The 21,406-nt window shown below is 38.3% G+C and carries 21 protein-coding genes; 8 read left to right on the top strand and 13 right to left on the bottom strand.

The genetic code is table 11. From position 1 onward, the window contains the following. Positions 1-28: 28 nt before the first annotated feature. The gene (locus MJX77_RS08550) at positions 29-922 is read left to right on the top strand and encodes a glucosamine inositolphosphorylceramide transferase family protein (RefSeq protein ID WP_252061195.1); all 894 of its coding nucleotides are present in this window, start codon (positions 29-31) and stop codon (positions 920-922) included. Here MJX77_RS08550 and MJX77_RS08545 read toward each other — a convergent pair. The 9 genes from MJX77_RS08545 to MJX77_RS19350 form a co-directional block, all read right to left on the bottom strand. Then, positions 919-1,953 (bottom strand): glycosyltransferase, encoded by a 1,035-nt coding sequence (locus MJX77_RS08545; RefSeq protein ID WP_252061194.1) that lies wholly within the window; start codon positions 1,951-1,953, stop codon positions 919-921. The two genes, MJX77_RS08550 and MJX77_RS08545, sit on opposite strands and share 4 nt — an antisense overlap. An 11-nt stretch (positions 1,954-1,964) precedes the next feature. Continuing rightward, the gene (locus tag MJX77_RS08540; RefSeq protein WP_252061193.1) at positions 1,965-2,729 is read right to left on the bottom strand and encodes a glycosyltransferase family 2 protein; all 765 of its coding nucleotides are present in this window, start codon (positions 2,727-2,729) and stop codon (positions 1,965-1,967) included. Continuing rightward, on the bottom strand, positions 2,726-3,481 hold the full coding sequence (locus MJX77_RS08535) for a polysaccharide deacetylase family protein (RefSeq protein WP_252061192.1): 756 nt from the start codon (positions 3,479-3,481) through the stop codon (positions 2,726-2,728). Before MJX77_RS08535 ends, MJX77_RS08540 begins: the two co-directional genes overlap by 4 nt. Further along, a complete protein-coding gene (locus tag MJX77_RS08530; protein WP_111856156.1) occupies positions 3,478-4,506 on the bottom strand; it encodes a glycosyltransferase family protein in 1,029 nt (342 codons plus the stop codon). The genes MJX77_RS08535 and MJX77_RS08530 overlap by 4 nt, the downstream gene beginning before the upstream one ends. A gap of 22 nt (positions 4,507-4,528) precedes the next feature. Then, positions 4,529-5,419: an ELM1/GtrOC1 family putative glycosyltransferase gene (locus MJX77_RS08525; protein ID WP_252061191.1), complete on the bottom strand. Its 891-nt coding sequence runs from the start codon at positions 5,417-5,419 to the stop codon at positions 4,529-4,531. 67 nt (positions 5,420-5,486) lie between these two features. After that, entirely contained in the window at positions 5,487-6,413 is a 927-nt protein-coding gene (locus MJX77_RS08520) for a branched-chain amino acid transaminase (protein WP_004789093.1), read from the bottom strand. Positions 6,414-6,437: 24 nt separating this feature from the next. Beyond that, positions 6,438-9,188 carry a bifunctional [glutamate--ammonia ligase]-adenylyl-L-tyrosine phosphorylase/[glutamate--ammonia-ligase] adenylyltransferase gene (gene glnE, locus MJX77_RS08515; protein WP_252061190.1) on the bottom strand — a complete coding sequence of 917 codons (2,751 nt, stop codon included), beginning with the start codon at positions 9,186-9,188 and terminating at the stop codon, positions 6,438-6,440. Positions 9,189-9,255: 67 nt separating this feature from the next. Next, the gene (locus MJX77_RS08510; protein ID WP_252061189.1) at positions 9,256-10,527 is read right to left on the bottom strand and encodes a sensor histidine kinase; all 1,272 of its coding nucleotides are present in this window, start codon (positions 10,525-10,527) and stop codon (positions 9,256-9,258) included. Between the two features lie 1,253 nt (positions 10,528-11,780). Then, positions 11,781-11,990, bottom strand: a complete 210-nt coding sequence (locus MJX77_RS19350) for a hypothetical protein (RefSeq protein WP_045900280.1) — start codon at positions 11,988-11,990, stop codon at positions 11,781-11,783. Between the two features lie 327 nt (positions 11,991-12,317). Between MJX77_RS19350 and MJX77_RS08505 the strand changes: the two genes are divergently transcribed. Further along, a complete protein-coding gene (locus MJX77_RS08505; protein WP_252061188.1) occupies positions 12,318-13,505 on the top strand; it encodes a ComEA family DNA-binding protein in 1,188 nt (395 codons plus the stop codon). Between the two features lie 3 nt (positions 13,506-13,508). After that, positions 13,509-14,213, top strand: a complete 705-nt coding sequence (locus MJX77_RS08500) for a hypothetical protein (RefSeq protein ID WP_252061187.1) — start codon at positions 13,509-13,511, stop codon at positions 14,211-14,213. A gap of 16 nt (positions 14,214-14,229) precedes the next feature. Here MJX77_RS08500 and MJX77_RS08495 read toward each other — a convergent pair whose 3' ends face one another. The 4 genes from MJX77_RS08495 to MJX77_RS08480 all read right to left on the bottom strand — a co-directional run bounded on the left by MJX77_RS08495 (position 14,230) and on the right by MJX77_RS08480 (position 17,897). Further along, entirely contained in the window at positions 14,230-14,691 is a 462-nt protein-coding gene (locus MJX77_RS08495; RefSeq protein WP_252061186.1) for a type II toxin-antitoxin system YafO family toxin, read from the bottom strand. Positions 14,692-14,693: 2 nt separating this feature from the next. Beyond that, positions 14,694-14,858: a hypothetical protein gene (locus tag MJX77_RS08490; protein ID WP_252061185.1), complete on the bottom strand. Its 165-nt coding sequence runs from the start codon at positions 14,856-14,858 to the stop codon at positions 14,694-14,696. 267 nt (positions 14,859-15,125) lie between these two features. After that, a complete protein-coding gene (locus MJX77_RS08485; protein WP_252061184.1) occupies positions 15,126-16,112 on the bottom strand; it encodes a phage portal protein in 987 nt (328 codons plus the stop codon). Further along, positions 16,113-17,897 (bottom strand): terminase large subunit domain-containing protein, encoded by a 1,785-nt coding sequence (locus MJX77_RS08480; protein ID WP_252061183.1) that lies wholly within the window; start codon positions 17,895-17,897, stop codon positions 16,113-16,115. Positions 17,898-18,054: 157 nt separating this feature from the next. Between MJX77_RS08480 and MJX77_RS08475 the strand changes: the two genes are divergently transcribed. From MJX77_RS08475 to MJX77_RS08455, 5 genes are all read left to right on the top strand, one after another. Beyond that, a complete protein-coding gene (locus MJX77_RS08475; RefSeq protein ID WP_024436834.1) occupies positions 18,055-18,858 on the top strand; it encodes a GPO family capsid scaffolding protein in 804 nt (267 codons plus the stop codon). Between the two features lie 15 nt (positions 18,859-18,873). After that, positions 18,874-19,863, top strand: coding sequence for a phage major capsid protein, P2 family (locus tag MJX77_RS08470; RefSeq protein ID WP_252061182.1), 990 nt, complete (start codon positions 18,874-18,876; stop codon positions 19,861-19,863). A gap of 10 nt (positions 19,864-19,873) precedes the next feature. Further along, entirely contained in the window at positions 19,874-20,638 is a 765-nt protein-coding gene (gene gpM, locus MJX77_RS08465; protein WP_252061181.1) for a phage terminase small subunit, read from the top strand. A gap of 102 nt (positions 20,639-20,740) precedes the next feature. Beyond that, positions 20,741-21,193, top strand: a complete 453-nt coding sequence (locus MJX77_RS08460; protein WP_252061180.1) for a head completion/stabilization protein — start codon at positions 20,741-20,743, stop codon at positions 21,191-21,193. After that, on the top strand, positions 21,194-21,403 hold the full coding sequence (locus MJX77_RS08455; protein WP_031987622.1) for a tail protein X: 210 nt from the start codon (positions 21,194-21,196) through the stop codon (positions 21,401-21,403). Positions 21,404-21,406: the final 3 nt, after the last annotated feature.

The following is a 21,406-nucleotide window of genomic DNA, read 5'->3' as shown; positions in this document are numbered from 1 at the left end:
TAAATACATTTATTTTTGAGTAATTATTATGTTCCCATACCGTAATTTATTAAAAAAATGGTATAAATACCAACAAGCAAAAAAAGCAAGATCTTTTGACTCTCATTGGTATATGCGTTTTGGCTGGTTAGAACAACCGTTTACAACACTTGAGCAACTAGATTCTCTCTTTGAGATCCACTCCCCTAAAAAGTTTACATTTGCAGATAGCTTTTATGCTTATGAAAATGGACGTCATTTTATTTTTTTTGAAGAAGTCGATGACGAACATCCAGTAGGTTTTCTTTCTGTTTTAGAAGTCTTTAAAGATGGCACCTACACACCACCCGAGACAATCTTAAAGCTCGAGTACCACCTTTCTTATCCTTGTGTATTTAAAGTAAAAGACACTTGGTACATGATCCCAGAGACTTCGGCCAACAAGACGATTGAACTTTGGAAATGTACTGAATTTCCACTGAAATGGGAAAAGCATTCTAATCTGATCGAGAATATCGAAGCAGTCGACAGCACCCCCTTCTATCATGAAGGCTTATGGTATCTTTTTACTTCAACGCGTCGTGATTGTAAGAAATTTGGTGATCGTTTAGATCTATTCTTTACCGAAGATATTTTAAATCCGAACTGGCAAGAGCACCCAATGAACCCAGTGTGCCGAGGCAGTCAGCAGTTCCGTATGGCGGGTAAACCTTTTATTTATAAAGGCCAATTGGTTCGACCAAGCCAAGACTCTTTAAAACGTTATGGCGGTAATATCGAATTAAAAGCGATTACTCAGCTTAGCCCGATAGCTTACGAAGAAAAATTACTAGAAGTAGTTTTACCAGACTGGGATCAAGCAGATGACGGTTGTCATACCATTAATGTCGAAGATAACTTCGTGGTACTTGATGCCATCCGCCTTACACCGAAGAATAATTAAGTTTTCAGCAGGCCTTTATAAATATTAAGCGTCTGCTCAGCCATGGCTGGTACAGTCAGTTCAGCCTTGGCTTTTGCATATAAAGGACTAAAGTCGTGTTGAGCTTCAGGTTGAAGCGCACATTTAATCGCTTTTGCTAAACCTTGTGCATCTCCAATTTCTGCTAGATATTGCTCCGGCAACCACTCAATCACACCGTTCACTTTGGTTGAAGCCATTGCTTTATCGGCCTGTAAAGCTTCGACCATGACGAGTGGAAAACCTTCACGATCTGATGACAAAACCACGATATCTGCTAATTGCACCAGATCTCGAGCATCGGTTCTAAACCCAAGAAAAGCGACCCGATCTTGCATGTTTAATTCACTGACTTGTTTTTCTAAACTTGCTCGAAGTGAACCGTCACCAATAATCCATAAATTGGCATCAATCTGTTGCATTGACTCAATCAGTAAACTGATATTTTTTACTGGCTCTAGACGCCCAATACACATAACAACTTTTTTGCTTGTGTCTAGCTCAGAAAAATCATTTTGAATCGATTGAAGTAACTTTTCTTTATTTTCAACTGTAAGTACGGGTTGAGGATAGACCCCGTTGTAAACCACGTGTGCTTTAGACTCTGGAATGCCTTGCGTGAGTGCTTGGCTCACCGCAATAACAGCATCGCCCGCTAAATAAGCAGACTTATTCTTTTTAGTACCATGTACTGTTGTCACAAATTTTGGGCCAGATGAAAATGGCTTAATTCGGGCAATTAGTTCAGCCGCCTTTCCTGCTTGTGCATGAACAATAGCAGGTTGAATTTGCTGGATAAGGTTTTTAAGTTGCCAGAGTAAAAAAATATTCCAACGGCTACGTGCAAAATCAACCGCATGAAAATGTACTTGTTGGCTAAACTTGTCTAGATAGCAAGGATGTGCAATCACATGTACTTCATGATTTAAAGCGAGCTCATTAACAAGATTAAAAGTGTGCTGCTCTAAACCACCAATTCCACCACTCGTTGCCAATAGCTGAACAATTTTCATAGTTTGCCTACTTATTTCTTATCTTTATTCATGGTCTGTTCAAACAGTTTGGCTTCTTTTAGAAAAGCATAAAACGCGTTAATCATACTATTTACGAAACCACGCCAACCATTTAAGAAACTACGGCGAATAAAATAAGACTTCATAAAAGTCACTGGCATTACCAAAACCAATTTTGCAACGCTTGGAGACTTTCCCTTTTGGTATTTCTCTAGTGCTTTGAGGTTGGAATATTGGTTATTTTTTTCGACTTTAACAAAAATGCTCGACTCGCCATAATGATAAATATCATGTTGAGCACGCTGAGATTCACCATCTACAATCACATTTTCATGGACCTTATTGGCAAGGTCATAATGCCCTTTAGACTTACGGAAAAAACGCACCTTTGCATGCTTTTTAGTATGTTTGCTGTTGGGAACACCTAAAAACACGTCATTAATTGGTGTGATTAAAGCATCAAGTTTATTTTGCTGAATGGTCTTAACAATTTCTTGTTTTAACTCATTAGATAAGACTTCATCACCATCTAAATTAAGTACCCAATCATTTCGGCATTTTGCTAAAGCTAAACTTTTTTGCCCAGCGTAACCTTGCCAATCTTGATGAGAGATTTGCGTATTTTCAAAGTGCTGTGCAATTTCATAAGTATTATCAGTACTGCCAGAGTCTAAAATAATGACTTCATCAAATTCACTAACACTTTGTAATGTTCGCTCTAACCAAGCACCACAATTTAAAGTGACAATATAGACACTACATGGAATTTTATTCATAACTTATAACGTCCTTTAGCAAGGGCGATACGCATCTGTAAAGCATTCATGGCACCATGCGTGCTGACACGTGGAATATTAAATTGATTAACTGCTTCGTAAGCTTCGATTTTTTTACGAGTCGATACTGCATTTTTAAAACCAATCTCTTCGGCCATTTTCTGGTGCTTTTCGTTAAATCGACCAAATGGATAAGCAAAGCTCGGACACTTACCGACTAATGCTTCAACATCTTGTTTAGACTGAAGCATTTCATCGTAAGCAGTTTGATCATCAAGCTTAAGTAAGTTCACATGGTGTTGTGTGTGTGCACCAAATTCAATCAAACCAGAATTCGCCATTTCATGAATTTGCTCATGAGTTAGCTTTTCGATTCCTTCAATTTGCGTTGCCAAATAAATGGTTGCCTTTGCATTATATTTTTTTAGTAATGGATAGGCATAAAGATAATTATCCATAAAGCCATCATCAAAACTTAAAGCAACGACATTTTTTTGATTACGATATTGTTCAAGCTCAGAGACAAAACAAAAAGTAGCTCCTTTACGCGTCAACAACTGTAAGAGTTGTTCAAACTTTTCCGGGGGCATGTTCATACCAGAGGCAGCATCTTTAGGCGTAACCTGATGCAACATCACAATGCGTGGTAGTTTGTTCGAACGAAACGGAAGCCAGAATGTATAATTACCCAGCACATATAACAGTGCAGCAAGTACTAATAGGCCTACCGCAACGTACAAAAACCACATCATGCATAAACCTCATGTGACCATTCATAATCTTCTGAAAGGGGCTGCTTAAATGTCACTTCAACCATAAATTGGGTGATGCGTTTAGCATTGAAAGACCTACGTGTTTTCTCCCAGCCCTCTTTCGCTATTTTTTCAGCCTGATCTGGGTTTTGATCAAAGAATTGGATCTTCTTGGCCAAATCAAACTGATCATCAAAGTAAACCACTTCCTGTTCGGTATAGAGCTTCTCAAAGCCCGGAATTCTTGGGCTAAAAGTCAATAAACCATTACCAGTCAGTTGTACAATACGGTCAGAACTATACAGAGTTACATCATTACGGCGTGAGTAATTGAGTCCCATTTTTGTTTCAGATAGAACTTTATAATAAGCTTTGCCGTAGACACCGGGTTGCTCAAAACAACCATAATATTGATAGTTCACATGGCCTTGTTGCAACGCATCTGCTAAGTCCTTTAAGAACTTCTCACGCTCAGGTTCTTTATAAACCACGCCACAAAAAATAAAAGTCTTATCCGTATTCACATTTGAAAATTGCTGTAGTGTTTCTACATTACGGTGACCCACATTTGGCAGATAGGCTACGCTTAAATGCGGCTGTTTTAATTTTTGTAGATATTCGCCACCGGTTGTACAGAAAATAGCATCTAAATATGGCGAGAACGCTTTAACAAAGTCGAGTTTGCTTTCAAGATAAAGTGGGTCAACATACCAAAATGCAATTTTAGTATTTGGATAAGCTTCTTTAATCTGTCTAAGAACATCTGGACTCATTAAGTCACTATGTCCAATAAGTACCAGATCAGGCTCAATATTATTAACGACCTTTAGTACTTCTTTATTAGCCCAACTGGCGCCCAGTTTTTTTGTTTTAAAAATGGTACCCATTCGAGCCATGTCACGAAAACTAAAGTCATAAACGAAATGGCCATTTTCAATTAATCCGGCAGAAATTTTACGGTCTGTGCAGTAAAAATGGGCGCCTTGTTTATTAAAGCCAAAATTCGCAATATGCAATATTTTCATTTATTTACTCAAAATAAAAAATTTAATTTTTCGCTAAAAGATATGTTGCCACACGGTCTGCTTCTTTAAAAGCATAAGGTTGTGGTAACTGTACAACACAAGTCTGCTGTGAAATTAATTTTGATTCTAACATTTGATCAACTGAGTGGGTAATCCGGTCGTCTTTCAACCGATCCATTGCCATTACCCCGACTCGACAACCCGCGGTAAGCGCCTCAAAAATCATAGATACGCTGTCTTCTGTTACCCAAACTGCTTCTGCTTTTTGCATTTCTTCAAAAATCCAACCCTGTGGTGTTTGCTCAACAGGAAATATTTGTAAATGCCCAGCAAAGCTTTGCTGTCTTAAAGTATCGATAAATTCTGCTGGCGTGCGGCGTGAAGTTGTCAAAATAATTTCAGCGTTTGGATTATTCTCAACAATTTTTTGAACACTGCTTAATACTTTGTTTTGGTTCCATTGATGTCGTTTAGATGAACCACCTAAAGCAATTAAAATTCGGTCTTTTTGATGGCGGTTTTCATTACGAATGGGATTTAATGCCCCACGTGTGACAATCACATGGCTATCAGCATGAATACCGTCATGTTCTGGAATCACAGCATAATCAAAGCAAACCACAGGTAAGTTAGGCTTCATCAATATAATAGTTTTGGCTTTTCTAAAAATTTTGCCGAATAACCAGACACGAAAATGAGTGTGGCTTCCCACTCCAAATATAAAATCGGGTACTTTTTTTAATAACGATTTTTTTGAAGAGAAAAGCGCCTGAATTAAAGAAATAATTGGCAAATCAGAAATAAGGATCTCTTCAAAAGTTGTTTCTGGCTGTTGTCTTTGCATTGCCTGAAACAAGCCTAATGCTTGTGAACGGTGCCCTGCCTTACCATCAGAGACATAGACAATATGCATAAAAGCTCCCGAAGCCAAAAATAAAAAGGCGAAACTTATGTTCGCCTTTTTATGTTAACGGATTAACTTATTTTACGTAAGTTAACCAGTGTTCATATTTCGGATTTCTACCTTGAACTGCATCAAAGTAAGTCTTTTGAATTTCAGTAGTAATTGGGCCACGGCCACCTGTACCGATTGGACGGTCATCGTATTCACGAATTGGCGTTACTTCTGCAGCAGTACCTGTGAAGAATGCTTCATCTGCAATGTAGAATTCATCACGTGTAATACGACGCTCAACAACTTGATAACCAAGATCTTTAGCAATCGTCATTACTGTTTGACGTGTAATACCATCAAGCGCACCACCAGCGATATCTGGAGTGTGTAAAACGCCATCTTTAATTAAGAATACGTTTTCACCAGAACCTTGGCACACATAACCTTGTGGGTCCATTAACATTGCTTCATCGTAACCAGAATGTGCAACTTCTTGGTGAGCAAGAATTGACAACGTGTAGTTACCAGATGCTTTTGCTTTACACATCGTCACGTTTGGATGATGGTGAGTAAATGATGAAGTTTTAACACGAATACCATTCGCCATTGCTTCATCACCAAGGTATGCGCCCCACGCCCACGCTGCAACTGCGGCATGAATCGTATTATTTGTTGCTGCAATACCAAGTTTTTCTGAACCGATCCAGATTAATGGACGTAAATAGCAAGAAGCTAATTTATTTTCACGAACAACATCGATTTGTGCTTGTTCAAGCGTGGCTTGATCATACGGCACTTTCATTTGATAAATTTTTGCTGAATTTAACAAACGTTTTGTGTGGTCTTGAAGACGGAAAATGGCAGTACCTTTAGGCGTTTCATAAGCACGAACACCCTCAAATACGCCCATACTGTAGTGTAATGTATGGGTTAAAACGTGAATCTTTGCATCACGCCAATCAATTAATTTTCCATCTTGCCAAATAAAACCATCACGATCAGCCAAATTCATGGAACACTCCAAATTGTTATAAAATCATTCACTATCCAACTCAACCGAGGCGGTTGGGTCTATTAATCTTTGCCATAAATTGCAAACGACCGCACGGGTACTACGCCAGTCCGCTGCGCTGACTTGCATGGATTGATTTGCAAGGGCTAAGCGGTGGCTTTCGGCACGTTCACTAAGATAGGCTCGAATTAATGCTGTGGCATCTTCACTGGATAAGCAGTCTGCTTTAGCAGCATCTTCTAATATTCTTACATTATCAGAATAATGGGCGAGATCGGGTTTCGTCCCGCTCCATGCAAGTACAGCATACTGTGCCATAAATTCGATATCGACGATACCACCTGCGTCCTGTTTTAAATGAAAAATACCATGTTTTTTTTGTTCAGAAGACGAACCTAGGTGGTCTTTCATTTTCTGACGCATTTTCAACACTTCCTCACGAACATAAGCCTCATCTCTAGATTGAGTCAATATCTCGCGGCGAAATATTTCAAATTTCTGGCAAAGCACCTCATCACCTGCAATAGAGCGTGCTCGAACGAGTGCCTGATGCTCCCAAAGCCATGCACTTTTCAACTGATAGTGTTCGTAGGCCTTAAGACTTGTCACTAATAAACCGGCCTCACCTGAAGGTCTTAACCGCGTATCAATTTCATAGACACGGCCATCAAGGGTTTGAGTGGTCATGAGTGACATAAACTTTTGAGCGACACGCATAGCAAACTCAAAGCCACTAATTGACTTCGTTCCATCCGTATCTGCTTGCTCATCTAAATAATGAATAAAGACAAGATCCAAGTCAGAACCATAGCCAAGCTCAATCCCGCCCACTTTGCCATAACCAATAACAGCAAAGGCTTTGTAGTCGAGTGAGCAGCGTTTTCCATCAACATCACATGGATAACCATGACGCTTTGCTACGGTCTGATAAGCTAAATGAAGTGTTGCATTAACACTAACTTCAGCAATATCGGTTAATGCATCAGATACTTTCATTAGCGGGCTTTCAGCTAACACATCACTTGCCGCAACAGTGAGTACATTGCTCTTTTTAAACAGTCGAAGTGCTCGCATTTGGTCTTCAACTTGATCAATTTCAATGCGAAGCAATTGCTGACGTAATGAGTCTTCCAAGTCCTTACGCTTTGGCAACTCAAAGCCCATCGATAAAAACTCATCAAGCAGTACTGGATATTGCGTTAGCTCTTCACAAATCCAAGGACTCACGGTCGCCATTTTAACTAAGCGTTGTAATGCACCTTTACTTTCAATCAACATCACTAAGTACACGGTTCGGCGCATGACTGATTCTATCAGCGGCATTAAGCGCAAAAGTGCAGTTTGAGGTTGTTCTGACTGTAAAATCACTTCAATTAAATGAGGCCAGAATGTTTTTAAACGCTGGACAGCATTTGAAGGTAATTTTTTGAGTGCATGACCGTGCCAGAATTCATGAATCAGATTTTTCGCATTGTCATCCAACACTTCATCTAACTGCTGCTCTAACTGTCCAAAGTTTTCAGTTGCGGCATTTGAACTGGTATCTTCAATGAGCTGCTTAAATTGAACTTTAACTTTTTGGCGTTTCTCGTTAAGAACATCAATAAATTCATCCCAACTCGCAAAACCTAAGGTATCTATAATGCGCTGTCTTAAGTCAACTTCTTCTGGCAATAGCTGAGTTTGTTGGTCATTCAGCGCTTGAATTGCGTGTTCAACACGGCGTAAAAACAGGTAAGCATCTTCAAGTTCTAAAACAGCTTGTCTTTCTAATAAGCCAGCTTCACCAATGTGCTCAAGGCTAACTAAACACTGGCGATCTTGCAGCTCACGTTTAGAGCCGCCGTAGATAAGCTGGAAGACCTGAACAATAAACTCAATTTCGCGAATACCGCCTGCTCCGAGTTTAATATCATCCTCAATATGGCGACGTAACACTTCACGCTCAATCATCGCTTTCATGTCACGCATCGCGGCAAAAGCGGTATAATCGACATAACGGCGGAACACAAAAGGACGTGTCATCTCTAACAAGTCTTGCCCTTCTTTACCGCCCTTCACAACACGCGCTTTAATCCACGCATAGCGTTCCCACTCACGGCCATGCTGACTTAAATATTTTTCTAAAGCTGCATGACTAATTGCTAGTGCCGAGCCATCCCCCCAAGGACGCAAGCGCATATCAACTCGAAATACAAAACCATCTGCGGTAATGTGCTCAAGCAAATAAATGAGTTTTTGTCCCCACAAAATACAGAACTGCTGTACATCAATGCATTTACGGCCATTGGTTTCACCTTGTTCATCAAAAGCAAAAATCAAGTCAATATCACTCGACAGATTAAGCTCTTGAGCACCAAGTTTACCCATGGCAACAACAATCAAATCTTGAACTTTGCCAGAGTAGCTCATCGGTTCACCGTGTTTTGCCACAAGTGCTACACGTGCAAAATCCTTTGCCGCACAAATACTGGCATCAGCAAAATCAGAAAGTTCGCGTGTAAGTGTGACAACATCGGTAAGCTGATTGGCATCTTGCCAAATCCAACGGAACATTAAACGACTTCGTAAAATGCGTAATCCACGCATCCAAGATGTTTCGTCACCAATTCCATCTAATGTAGTTTGTACAAATTGATAAATCTGTTCAGTCGAAAGCGGTGCAGTAAATTGATCTAGTTGGTAATCTTGTTCTAAAACAGCTTGATGCAAGCCTAAAATTTGTTCTGCATACTGACTAGCACGCAATGTTTTTTGTAACTGCTCCGCATTCATATAAAAAGCTCTTTTCCTCGTACTCTGTTTTTAGTTATAGCAGTTCGAGTAGTATTAGGAAAAGGGATTAGACTAATTTTGCTTCCGCTGAAGAGTAATGCTCGGCATGAGCCTCATGACTTTCTTGAGCAGAAGGTAATAAAACTTTGAATGTCGTTCCTACGCCTTCTTTTGAACTGACATCAATTTTACCCTGATTAATTTCGACAAAACGTTTACACAAGCTCAAACCTAAACCCGCACCTTTTTCACCCGCGGTTCCTTTAAAGCTGGCTGTAATACGTGGATGGAACAAATTTGTCATTTGTTTTTCGGTCATGCCTAAACCAGTGTCTCGAACGGTTATTTCTATATTTTTGTCAGCTTGCCTAGCTTCAATAAAGACTTTGCCAGAGCCATCAATATCTGTAAATTTCAGCGCATTTGACACCAAGTTTTGAATTACAGAGGTCATCATATTGATATCGGCATAGATGTTTAAATCATCTGGAACATCATTGACCAGTTCAATATTTTTTTTCAAAGCTAAGGTGTGCAGTACATCGCAAACAATATTGCTAACCTGTCTAAGCTTAAAGTTAATTGGATGATAAACAAAACGTCCGCCTTCAGCCATCGCCCATGTCAGTAAGCTTTCAAGCAGGTTATAGGTCGATTGTGAGGTGTCATATAAATAATCTGCAATGTTTTGAATGCTAGATTCATCTAAGGTTTCACGCTCTTTGGCGAGTACTTCAGAAAACCCGAGCAACCCATGAAACGGCGCTCGTAAGTCATGCGAAATAATCGAGAAAAATTTAGTTTTACTTGAGTTAATCGCAACTTGTTGTTCATAGAGTTCGTTTAACTCTTCATAGTTAAACTTCAATTCGACTTGTTGCATAAAAGTAGAACAGTAATCGAGCAGTAATTGAATATCGTCATCTTCAAATGTTGCAGCATCATCATCAAAAAAGACAGCAAAGCCCATAGACGTTTTATCGGGGTGCAAAAGATGCACGGCCAATGCCCTGCTGCACTCGATGTTTAGTTCTTTTAAATAGTTGGTTAAGTTTTGATAAGAGGAATGTGAATGATTAATGATCTGTTGTTTGGCAAAGCACTGTTTTAAATGTTTCGAAGGCTTAAACGAGATTGCCGTCATACCCTCGGGGCAACGATGCCAAAAGTAAGGTTCCTGATTAAAAGTCAGTAAGGCTTTTTTACAATTCAAAAGACGAAGACTAAACCGGAAAAATTGCTCAATGTAGTTCTGCTCGGCATTTAATCCAAGTAACAGAGATATTCTACAAGCACTTAACTGCTCAACCTGATTTAGTTCTAAACGCTGGAATGTCATTGCCCGCCTCACAGATTTTGTCGTTTTTGGTCGGAACCGCTCTTAAAAAATGTACTTATAATCATTATGATCTACTACAAACTTTAACACAGTACATTAAAAGAGCAACGTTCTTTTCAAAATAGAAATGTGAAGTTTCAATTAAAGGTTTTCAGATACATAAAGTGGGTATGCTTGAGGAAAATACAACAAATGTTTGAAGGTAAAGAGTTGTAAGATGTTAGAAATGCGAGTTCAGAATACTAGTAAAACAGAGTAAAAAAATAATATTTGAATAAGAGCTTAGATTCTTGCTCAGTTTCGCTTTTATCAAACGTGTTTGGTATTTAAACAAGAACTTCTTGAGCTAAAAAAATGAAAGATTTTTATAAACTCTAAATTTATAACTAGAAATTCTAGTCCGATTCTTGGGATCAAATAATAACTTCCTAAGCTCTATCCACTTTTTTATAACCAACAAAAAACCCCTAAGCCGTTAGCTTAGGGGTTTTCGTAGAATCTTACGATTCTGAATATGGTCCCGAGGGTCGGAACCAAAGTAATCTGTCAAATCAATAGAATAAATAAGAACAGGTGGAAAAAAGGTGGAAGAAGTACGTTTTATGGTGATTTTTATCCGAGATATAACTACAATGAAAATTAGGGCAAAAACTGATAATTTAAAAAGTATGCGTGGGTATCGGAAAAGAGTAATAAAAGTAACTTACTAATAAAATTTATATCTAAACTTATGTTTTATATAGATAAATACAATATTATTAAAAGGTAATTTAGTGGTAATCAAAGAGTAATTGGTTACCTTAAAAAAGGTAATCAATAATTACCTTTTATATTATTGATTTAAAACAACTTATTTAAATTATTAAGATTGTGATTACTTCAGATTACCTTACCAAGGTAATCAAATTTAAATATTTAAAATCAAATACTTATAAATAAGATTAAGTACTATTTATTCTTGTTTACCTTTTTTGAGATTTTTTTAATTTGTTTTTATAAGCCCTATTTTGCCTCTGTTCTTCTAAGCATTTTCTTTGTGTAGAAATTCAAGGAATCCATGTAGAAAAATGCAGAATCAATTTTGTTTAGATTTGCTCTGAGTAAACCTATATCTAGAGCCGTTTTACCCACTAATGTGGGTGACTGAATTTTTGTAGAGTATTCGACATATTTACTGCCCAGGTGTGGTGGGGGGACAACCGCCCGCGCTGAAGGAGAATGAGCAACTTTGGCCCATTCTCTCCAGATTTTAGTTAGGCTTTGATTTGCTGGCAGATCTCGTGGACTTGAAGGTGTAGGCCGCACATGATGGCGTTGAACTCATCACTTGGAAGGTCATCGTCAAAGTGCATGCGAGATAGAGCTGATAGGTAGTGTTCTAGTTTGGAAAGAGAGTCGCTAACTGTTTGAAGTAAGTCTTCTGAGTTCGTTGGCTTGTTACCAGCTTTTAATATTGGCGTCATAGTTCTATTCACCTGTGTTTGGTTTTCCATGCCATCCCAGCGACCAAACTAGGGTGGCGGACCGAACGGGGTTGGTCGACCGTGAAACACAGGTAAAACGGCAGGCGTTAGCCTCCCCATTCGATCCACCATAACAACGGGTGTACCGAATTATAGACAAAAAAAATCCGCTAGTAGCGGCTGTCTACCATATGTTTCTAATCGAGCGACCAAACTCGACCACCATGTGGGTGGTAAATTTAGAGTAGCTTAGATACTCACAATATGTCAATAATGTTATATAGTTATCTTAAGTTTAAATTAAAAATTTATTTTCGGGCATGTATTATGGCGGATAAAAAAGTAGAAGCATTAAAAATTATTGAAGAAGGATTAAAAGAATTAGAATCACCAAAAGGAAGTGTAGCTGTCGGCGTTCAAAAATTATCTCGTGCCTCAAATCTTCTAAATGAAAATGATATATATGTATGGGCAGAAATACAGCTTGGAAATCCCAAATATGTATACTGCATCCGTGAGCTTTTAAATAAAATGTTAAAAGAGTTCGAAAAAACTAAAATACCAATTAAAATAAATGACAAAATTTATAGTAAAGATTTAGAGAAATTAAAAGAAGCTGGCATTAATATTGATTTTATTTTAACTCACACTTTTTGCGATTTAAAATCAAGAGAAGCTGCTGGGGGAATAGATAACTCTATTCATATACTTGAAGAGCATTTGCCTTATCTAAAAAAACATAGCAATGATAACACTCTTTACTTAAGAGATGTCCAAGAGCATATTTCATATATTAAAAGAGCATGCCATGCATATTTAACCAAACTGTACGATAACCTTAAATTCTCAGGAACAATAACTTCAAGTTTTGATCTTTTAAAAAATGCGGTAGATGACCGTTTACTCGACTTAGACCCTGAAATTGCTACGCAACTTATGTTAGCTTTTAAAGCTGTATCTTCAGATAATAAAGAAGAATGGTCTCATGCTCTAACTACATGCAGACGCCTTTTGGAAAATCTTGCAGATAAATTATATCCAGCAAATGACTTAGTGATTGGTAAACGTTCATTTAAACAAAATCAATTTATAAACCGTTTGTGGCAGTTTATGAATGATTCAATCGAATCTGAAGGCAATCGTGATTTAGCTCAGACACATGTGAATTTTTTAGGTTCTTGGCTCGAAAAAACAAATAAGCTTACCAATAAAGGGGTACATTTTGATGTATCTCAGCTTGAAGCTACTAAAGCTGTTTTTCATCTTTATTTAATGCTTGCTGATCTATTAGATTATTTAGATGCTTCTACTTCTACTCGATCTACAAAACCTAATATTACTACTGCATCTTTAGACGAACTTGAAGCATTGTTAAATATCAGAAGAGATGTTGCAAAAGCGATTGTAATTGCTCGCGTAAAGTATAATGGTTTGACTGTGGAGCAGTTAAAAGAGGTCAAAGGAGTTGGACCGAAGACCTTATTTACGGCACAAGAAGTTTTTGAATTTAATTAAAATATGAAAAATTTAGAAAGTCTTACTCCCTTTATCAAAACATATGCTGGTGAAACCATAGGCAGTTTAATTATTCTTGTTTGGATATTAACAACCGTTTATAAATCAATATTTGATTCTGGCTTATTCCAACATTTAATCATTGTAATCCGATTTCGAAGATGGAAAATCGACAAAGAGATTAAAGGGTTAACCGAATTAATTAATCATGGAAGTCTTAATGAATATGTAAAAAACAAATACATTGATAAACGAAGAGCTTTGTATCTTCAAAAACAGCTGCTCACTAAAGAAGAACGAATTGAAATTCTTGATATTCTTAGTTCTTATGAAGATGAAAAAAAGGCTGTAAGGTTATTTGATAGTTGTAAAAAAGTCTTACAATATTGTCCGAATAAAAAAACTCTTGATTTTAAAACTGGCTATCATACAACCCCAGCACAAGCAGAAAAACATAAATTAATAACCTTATCTGCTTATTGGGTTTTAGCTTTACCTGCAGCTGCATGGGTGTTATATGAACATTATCGTTTATTATTTAAACAACCATCTAATTTAGATTCAAATCTATATGTTTTATTTATATTTGTTCTTTATACATGCTGGGTATTTCTAGTTGCTTATTGTCTTCGCTATTTTTTGAAGCGAGCTAATGCTTGTGAATTATTAGGAATGAAGAAAATAAAAATGACCAAATTAATCTATTAGCAAATTCAAGCTATTGTTATGCAGACAAATTAATTTGACTTTGTCTATATTGTTCAGCTTCATGAATAAAAATCTGGACGTCTTGTTCGTATTGAGCATGACCTCTAGATTTATAAAACTCAATTACGAAATAATGATGGATATCATTATGTTTGAAATATGAGTAGACCAAATAGCTGTCGCTAGTACATTCCCATTGAGCCTTTGCAGAACCATTGGAAAAATCCCAATTAGAATTGGGCTGTTTTACATGTAAATGCTGGATATTTTGGTTACTTGCTTCAGGATATTTTTTGTCAAAACGATCACGCCCAAATAAAGGCGAAAGGCTTTCATAATTTTTTTGTGTATGGTGTGTAGGCGAAGGATGCTCATGAGAATCGCTATTTTCTTTGTAATAGCAAAATTCTTCAAAAATATCTATGAAAGCTGGAGTGGCATTAAATTTCGGATGAAATGCAAATTGAAACTGAGACAATCTTAGCCTCTAGCGGTAACAGACTGTCTCACTTTTTCCATGCGCTCGGTACCATGATCAGCTAATTGATCAGCGGTGTTTACCAAAGCAGCTAAACGTTCTGGAGAGATTTCACGACGATTGCCACGTTTTGAAACAGGGCGACGAAGTGCTACCATTGTATTCATAAGTGACCTCTTTTATTGAAAGAATTATGGCAGGATCAACTACTATGATCCCAAGTTCTTAAGAACTTGGGATCATAGTAGTTGAGTATCTGAGTTTATTCAACCGGTTTTTGCCTGCAAATTAGACAGATTACAAATATAATACCTTTTCGTAACACTATTTACATTTCATCGCACTACACTTGGCGGAAGTTCTAAAGAACTTCCGCCAAGTGTAGTGCGAGCCAAAATTAATTTTTTTACCTTTACTATCAATAACTTATACAACTATAAAATTGGATTTACATCTTCGAATGATTTGAATCCTAATATTTTATCCCCTGCCCATTCATTCACACTATTGGCGATACGGTTTTGCTCTGGAACAATTTCGTTGTACCAATAAGCCTCACGTGCATCCTTAATTGAACCAAAACCACCAGCATTTGAAGGAATGATTCCTAGCAGCTGCGGCGGTGTTCTAAAGGCAGCAAGAATGTCATCTCGTGTGATTGATTTGATATTTAAGAATTCATCTTTAGCAGCTAGTTCACTAATTGGGATGAGTTGAAGACCATCCTTTTTTCCACCTGGTGCATGAAGAAATAAGTTTTTGAAGTTCCCTGGTCCACGTGAGTCTTTCATAGCCTGTTTTAATGACTCTACATCTTCATCGTCTATTCCTGAATCGGTCATGTATAAAATGAACCCTGCATGAGATCCATTGTTATAGTACTTACGACGAAAAAGAGTTGCCGACTCATTTAACCATGCAGACTGTAAGGCAGATAAATATTCAGGAGAACCATAAATTTCTTGATCTACATCTGAGGTCTTAATGTGACAAATTGATCCTTCTGCAAATTCATGTTCATTAAACCCATCCATCAATATTAGAAAACGATCAGATTCTTTCATACGACGAACATATTTACCCATCAAACCTTTGAATTGAAGTGGATCTTTTAGACGATTATCAATGCGTTGCAAATAGCCATTACCATATACTAGATTATCTAAGACCATACGTTCAAAGTTTGCAGAGCTAAGCAGTTTGTGTGGTTTGAATGATGAAACAAGCTGATTCTTTTTGTAGATAATGGCTGTAGAAAGATATGGTGTAGAACGGAAAGATTTAGCCAGACCATTCAAGCTAATGTGTGGTTCAAAATAACGACCATTTAGCCAAGTTTCAAAGTAACCTGAAAAGTCATGATTATTAAGAACCGGCTCTGGATCTCCGAAAGAAAAGGCTTGAACTTTACTGTCTGACATTTAGTAAATCTCCATAGAGGATTTTTTAGAATTTCCGTCATTTTCTAAAGATAACGGTTCATTAAAGAAGGCATGAAAAATGGCAAAAGCTAGATCGGCGTGCCCAATGTTTTCAGCACGTGAAGCTTCAAAAGTCATTTGCTTCTGAGAAGCTGTGAGGGTCTTTTTTATGGCCATTAAGGATTGAGCCACTTCAGTAGAACCAGCATCAAACTCAAAACGTCCTTTGTTGATGACGTCCATGCCCTTCATGACTAATTGGGTTTTGACATCAACTGAATACGTAAAGGTTGTAAGATTTGGAAAGAAATCTAGAACTAACTGAGCAATACCAGTCCCCATGCCTGACTTATCCATTCCGAGATAAGTCACCCGATATTTTTGGCAAATTTTCTTGATAAAAAGTGCCTGACTCGCAAAGTCCATTCCTTTGAACTGATGATGTTCTAATAAACGGAACTTGTTGTAAGTTGGTTCGGGGGGAGCAACTACAACCAAGCCAGCGCTATCACCAGACTCTGCTGGGTCATAGCCCACCCAGACTTGTTTACTTCCAAATGGCCTTATTGCTAACGGCTTGAAGTCTTTAGCCCAAAGTTCCCATGAGTCCACCATACAAGGCTGAATTAGGCTTAATGGGAATACACTCTGCCCGTCATCGACAAACTCACACATGTATAAGTTTGCAAACTCTTCAGCACTGTTTTCTGCAATGAGTTCATCAATATCAAACAGGTCACAGCCTTGACGCTCAGCATCATAAATATTGACGACGTGTCTCCACATCTGGTCATTACAAAGAGCGCCATTTCTTAAAGCTTCGTGACTTGTATCGACTTCAACTTGCTTATCTTTAGTTCGGCCTTTGTTATATGCCTCACCTATCCAAAACTTATAGGCTTCATGTGATTTGCTTGAAGGTGTAGAAAAGTAAGTCTTTTTATATTGTTTTTGGGCTGCCATTGCAGAGGCCACTTTTTTAAGAGTGGCAAAGCCATGTACCCAAAAAAATTCATCAAAGTACAAATCACCATGGTAACTTTGGGCAGTCTTAGCATTTGTACTTAAGAAAATGAGTTGAACTGTTTCATTGGTCGGTAGAGTGATTGTGATTGGATCACCCTGTAGATCCACGCCAATTGACTGAAGAACAAAGTCTTTAATATAGGTTTTAAAGCCATGTGCCTGAGCTTTTGATGCAGAAAGGAAAATCTGATTTCGGCCAGTTGTCACGGCTTTAATTAAAGCTTCTCGGGCAAAGTAGAAAGTCGCACCAATCTGACGAGATTTTAAAAGAGCACGGTTACGTTGTTCACGCGCACGGTACCAAACTTTTTGATATTCAAATAAGCCATCGTCAAAGTCTTCAAGAAGCTTTTCTATTTGTTCTTCTGTCAGCACATTTCTAGCAGTGGGTTTACGTGGACCTGCATTTCTATTTTTTAAATTTGGGTTGAGGTCAGTTTCATTTCCACCATTGTTATATTTATTGATTTTAGCCATACGCTCCAGCTGGCGCATAAGCAAATCTATTTCTTTAAAATCACCTGGTGTTTTCTTTTCAAGAATAATTAATTTTACAAGTTGGGCTTCTAAAGCCTGTGCAACACGTCCTTCAGGGGCTTGTTCATCCCATTCATCCCTTGCCTTCCATGCATGAACATTTTTGTCTTTTTCTTTTAAGTATTCTGCAATCGAGCTGATTCGCCACCCCATCCAGTATAAGAACTTTGCTAAGAGGCGGTTATCAAAAGTTAGTGGAGTATTTTCAGGCGTCGTATTCATTGGCTTATTAAGCCAACTTCAATTTATTGATTCACTGTACAGACCTTGTGAAAACTGTTTTCACAAGGGAGCTTCGTTGATTCTTTTAGGTTTAATTCCGATTCTGCTTACTACGTAAATTATGAATTATTTAAATATTAAGCAGGATTCAAACCTCATGAGTAAGAAATCCAAGTTTTATCGAGTTGCAGTTGCTGGAGCCACAACCGATGGTCGCCAGATTGAAGCAGCTTGGATTCAACAAATGGCCAAAAACTATAGCCAGAATACTTATACAGCCATGGCAAATATTGAACACTTCCGTGGTATTTCGCCAGATTCTACTTTTGGAAATTATGCAAAAGTAATCGCACTGAAAGCTCAAGAAGATGAAATTGCAGGTCAAAAGAAATGGGCATTATATGCTCAGCTTGAAGCCTTCGATAATCTCATTGAGATGCATGGCCGAAAACAAAAATTGTTTAACTCAATTGAAGTTAATCCCAACTTTGCAGATACCAATGAGGCTTATTTAGTTGGTATTGCGTTCACTGATACTCCTGCTTCTTTAGGTACGCAAATCATGGAGTTTGCAGCAAATAATCCTGAAGCGAGTCCTTTTACTTCTAAAAAGCAGCACAAAGACAACCTTTTCACTGCTGCTGAAGAAGTCGATTTACAGTTTGAAGAAGAGCTTGCAGTTACAGGCTTGTTCAATACCGTTATGAATTGGCTAAAGCCACAACAAGAAGAACAGGACCAGAAAAACAAAGGCCAATTTACTGAAGTCGCTAAGTCAATTGAGCAGATTGCTAAAACCTTTGGTGAAACTCAGCAAGAACTCCAAGAGTTCAAAACAAAGTACTCCACCCTCGAAAAAGACTTTAAAGCTTTGAAAGTAAAGCTGAGTCAAGAACCTCACCCTGATACTCCGCCTGCTCCCGAAAATACAGGCAATTATTCAGAACAAATTGATTGCTAATTAGCGAGCGAACTTATGCGTAACGATACACGAATTAAATATAACCACAGCCTTCAAAAACTGGCCCAAATTAATGGCGTTGAATCTGTAGCACATACTTTTAATGTCGCGTCGGTTCCAGCTCAAAAGATGGAAGATAAAATTCAAGCTTCTAGCGAATTTTTATCAAAGATCAATGTCATTGGTGTGATTAATCCTAAAGGTCAAGCGATTGGTTTATCTGTAAACCAAACAATTGCCGGACGTACAGATACTTCAGGTTCTGGTGAACGTACCCCAGTAGATCCAACGGGTTTCGGTGCAGATAACTATGAATGTATCAAAACTGATTTTGACGTTGCCATTGGATATGAAAAGCTTGATGCATGGGCCGTATTCCCAGATTTTCATGCACGTTGGACGAACGCTATTGCCAAGTCTATTGCGTTAGATCGCATCATGATTGGTTTTAATGGTAAGACGGCAGCGGCTACAACGAACCGAGCAACTAACCCAAAACTTCAGGATGTGAATGTAGGTTGGTTAGAAAAAATTCGTCTAAATGCTGCTGATCGAGTAATGGCAGATGTGACTGTAGGCGTTACAGGTACATACAAAAATCTTGATGCTCTTGTACAAGACGTTGTTAATGAGCTGATTGATGAAGTACATCAAGATGACACTGATTTAGTCGTAATTTGTGGCCGTCAGTTACTTGCAGATAAAAACTTCCCAATCGTAAACAACGCTGCAGATAACCAGAATGTTTTAGCTGGTCAGATCTTGGTTGGCCAAAAGCAAATTGGTGGTTTACCTGCCATCCGTGTACCTCACTTCCCAGACAATGCCCTTCTTGTTACTTCGCTTGATAACCTCTCGATTTACTATCAGAAAGATGCAAAGCGTCGTCACATTAACGAAAAGCCAAGTAAGAACCGCATTGAAGATTACCAATCTTCAAATGAAGCTTACGTCATTGAAGCCTACGAGAAAGTAGGCCTCGTTGAAAACATCACAATTCAATAAGGGGTGATTTATGTTGAGTCCAGCTCGACGACATCGCCTTCAGGCATTAGCAGCTAAAGCAGCTGCTAATGCCGAAAATGAATTTGGTGGTGTGCGTGAAGATGCCAGTGTCTATATGTTGCAACTGGCTGAATTAAAAAATGATCAAAACTTATTGCGTAATGTTAAATCTGAAATTGAACGCTCCCAATACAAAGCAACTTTGATCCCGAAATACATGCCTTATGTTGAAGGTGTTCTTTCAATTGAAGAACGTGCTCCAGATCTGAAGGATGATGTTGTCACGACGATTATGCTTTGGTGCTTTGATGCTGGCATGTTTGAAGAAGGCCTTCGTATTGCAGAATTTGCTTTAAAACATGGTCTTTCAATGCCTGATTCTTTCAGCCGTGATACAGCATCTATTGTTGCCGAAGAGATCGGTAATGCTGCAAAAGCTGCTTATGCTGAAGGTAAAGTTTTTGATTTATCAGTTTTAAAGCAAGCCATTAGCATTACATCTGACTTCAGTATGCATGATCAGATCCGCGCAAAGCTCTATGTCGCAATTGGCCGTGTGTTCTTACAAAAAGAGATCTACTCACAAGCGGTCGAGTGGCTAAAAGAAGCCATTAAATACAATGAAAATTGTGGTGGTAAACAAGACCTTCAAAAGTCTGAACGTTTACTGAAAAAACAATTAGAAGAAAACCCACCTCAGCCATTACTCAATGCCGATGGAACCCCTGTTGTTGATGATTTTGGCAATCAGGTGTTAGAAGGAGTTTCTTCTTAACGAGTGCCCAGCACCCACCGAGGGGCAGATCTGACAAAGATAAACATTGTTTTGTTTCGTTTTTGGTTCAGATCTCCACCCCTCAACTAAACGAGAATAAAAATGTCTGGATTAATTGCAAACGGTACTTTTTCAAATCAGGACATTGTAATCAATAGTGATCCGTTCTTTCCATCGGTATCCAGCAACCATGTCCGTGAGGTTTTGCGTTTAGATTCAAGTGTCACCAATCAACGTCTTATTTCTGCAATAGAAGCAGCTGTAATTCATGTTAATGAACAGCTGGAAAGTTTACTCAGCAAAGCCCCGACATTAGTAGAAATTACAACTAAACAGGTCAATGGAAAGCCTATTGCTACTGTTTTGTATTTCCGTGCAGTTACTGCTGCAGCTGGTGCAGAACTCTGTGAACGTTACCGGTCTTATGACACCACCAATAATGGTAGCCAAAAAGCTGAAGAACTGACACCGACGATTGATGACTACAAACGTGATTTGCGTTTTGCCATCCGCGATATAAAAAAAGTTCGTCGTCTCAATGTGGAGTTGGTTTAGGTGAAAGAAATCTATGCAATCCAACACGATACAGTTGACGCAATATGCTGGCGTGAATATGGCCGTAGCACTGGTGTAGTTGAGCAAGTACTGGAAGCCAATCCGCATCTTTCTGAATTTGGTCCATTCATTCCAATGGGTACCAAAGTCCAATTACCAGACATCCCTACTCCACAAAATAAAGTTCAAAGTGTCCAGCTTTGGGATTGAGAG

This window comes from Acinetobacter sp. AHP123 (genome assembly GCF_023757925.1).
GTDB classification, from domain to species: domain Bacteria; phylum Pseudomonadota; class Gammaproteobacteria; order Pseudomonadales; family Moraxellaceae; genus Acinetobacter; species Acinetobacter oleivorans.
This window is presented reverse-complemented; position numbering and strand designations above follow the sequence as displayed.

Excerpts from the sequence above, each read along its gene's own strand:
- MJX77_RS08550 (WP_252061195.1), top strand. The coding sequence starts at position 29 with ATGTTCCCATACCGTAATTTATTAAAAAAATGGTATAAATACCAACAA.
- MJX77_RS08545 (WP_252061194.1), bottom strand. The coding sequence starts at position 1,953 with ATGAAAATTGTTCAGCTATTGGCAACGAGTGGTGGAATTGGTGGTTTA.
- MJX77_RS08540 (WP_252061193.1), bottom strand. The coding sequence starts at position 2,729 with ATGAATAAAATTCCATGTAGTGTCTATATTGTCACTTTAAATTGTGGT.
- MJX77_RS08535 (WP_252061192.1), bottom strand. The coding sequence starts at position 3,481 with ATGATGTGGTTTTTGTACGTTGCGGTAGGCCTATTAGTACTTGCTGCA.
- MJX77_RS08530 (WP_111856156.1), bottom strand. The coding sequence starts at position 4,506 with ATGAAAATATTGCATATTGCGAATTTTGGCTTTAATAAACAAGGCGCC.
- MJX77_RS08525 (WP_252061191.1), bottom strand. The coding sequence starts at position 5,419 with ATGCATATTGTCTATGTCTCTGATGGTAAGGCAGGGCACCGTTCACAA.
- MJX77_RS08520 (WP_004789093.1), bottom strand. The coding sequence starts at position 6,413 with ATGAATTTGGCTGATCGTGATGGTTTTATTTGGCAAGATGGAAAATTA.
- glnE (WP_252061190.1), bottom strand. The coding sequence starts at position 9,188 with ATGAATGCGGAGCAGTTACAAAAAACATTGCGTGCTAGTCAGTATGCA.
- MJX77_RS08510 (WP_252061189.1), bottom strand. The coding sequence starts at position 10,527 with ATGACATTCCAGCGTTTAGAACTAAATCAGGTTGAGCAGTTAAGTGCT.
- MJX77_RS19350 (WP_045900280.1), bottom strand. The coding sequence starts at position 11,990 with ATGACGCCAATATTAAAAGCTGGTAACAAGCCAACGAACTCAGAAGAC.
- MJX77_RS08505 (WP_252061188.1), top strand. The coding sequence starts at position 12,318 with ATGGCGGATAAAAAAGTAGAAGCATTAAAAATTATTGAAGAAGGATTA.
- MJX77_RS08500 (WP_252061187.1), top strand. The coding sequence starts at position 13,509 with ATGAAAAATTTAGAAAGTCTTACTCCCTTTATCAAAACATATGCTGGT.
- MJX77_RS08490 (WP_252061185.1), bottom strand. The coding sequence starts at position 14,858 with ATGAATACAATGGTAGCACTTCGTCGCCCTGTTTCAAAACGTGGCAAT.
- MJX77_RS08485 (WP_252061184.1), bottom strand. The coding sequence starts at position 16,112 with ATGTCAGACAGTAAAGTTCAAGCCTTTTCTTTCGGAGATCCAGAGCCG.
- MJX77_RS08480 (WP_252061183.1), bottom strand. The coding sequence starts at position 17,897 with ATGAATACGACGCCTGAAAATACTCCACTAACTTTTGATAACCGCCTC.
- MJX77_RS08475 (WP_024436834.1), top strand. The coding sequence starts at position 18,055 with ATGAGTAAGAAATCCAAGTTTTATCGAGTTGCAGTTGCTGGAGCCACA.
- MJX77_RS08470 (WP_252061182.1), top strand. The coding sequence starts at position 18,874 with ATGCGTAACGATACACGAATTAAATATAACCACAGCCTTCAAAAACTG.
- gpM (WP_252061181.1), top strand. The coding sequence starts at position 19,874 with ATGTTGAGTCCAGCTCGACGACATCGCCTTCAGGCATTAGCAGCTAAA.
- MJX77_RS08460 (WP_252061180.1), top strand. The coding sequence starts at position 20,741 with ATGTCTGGATTAATTGCAAACGGTACTTTTTCAAATCAGGACATTGTA.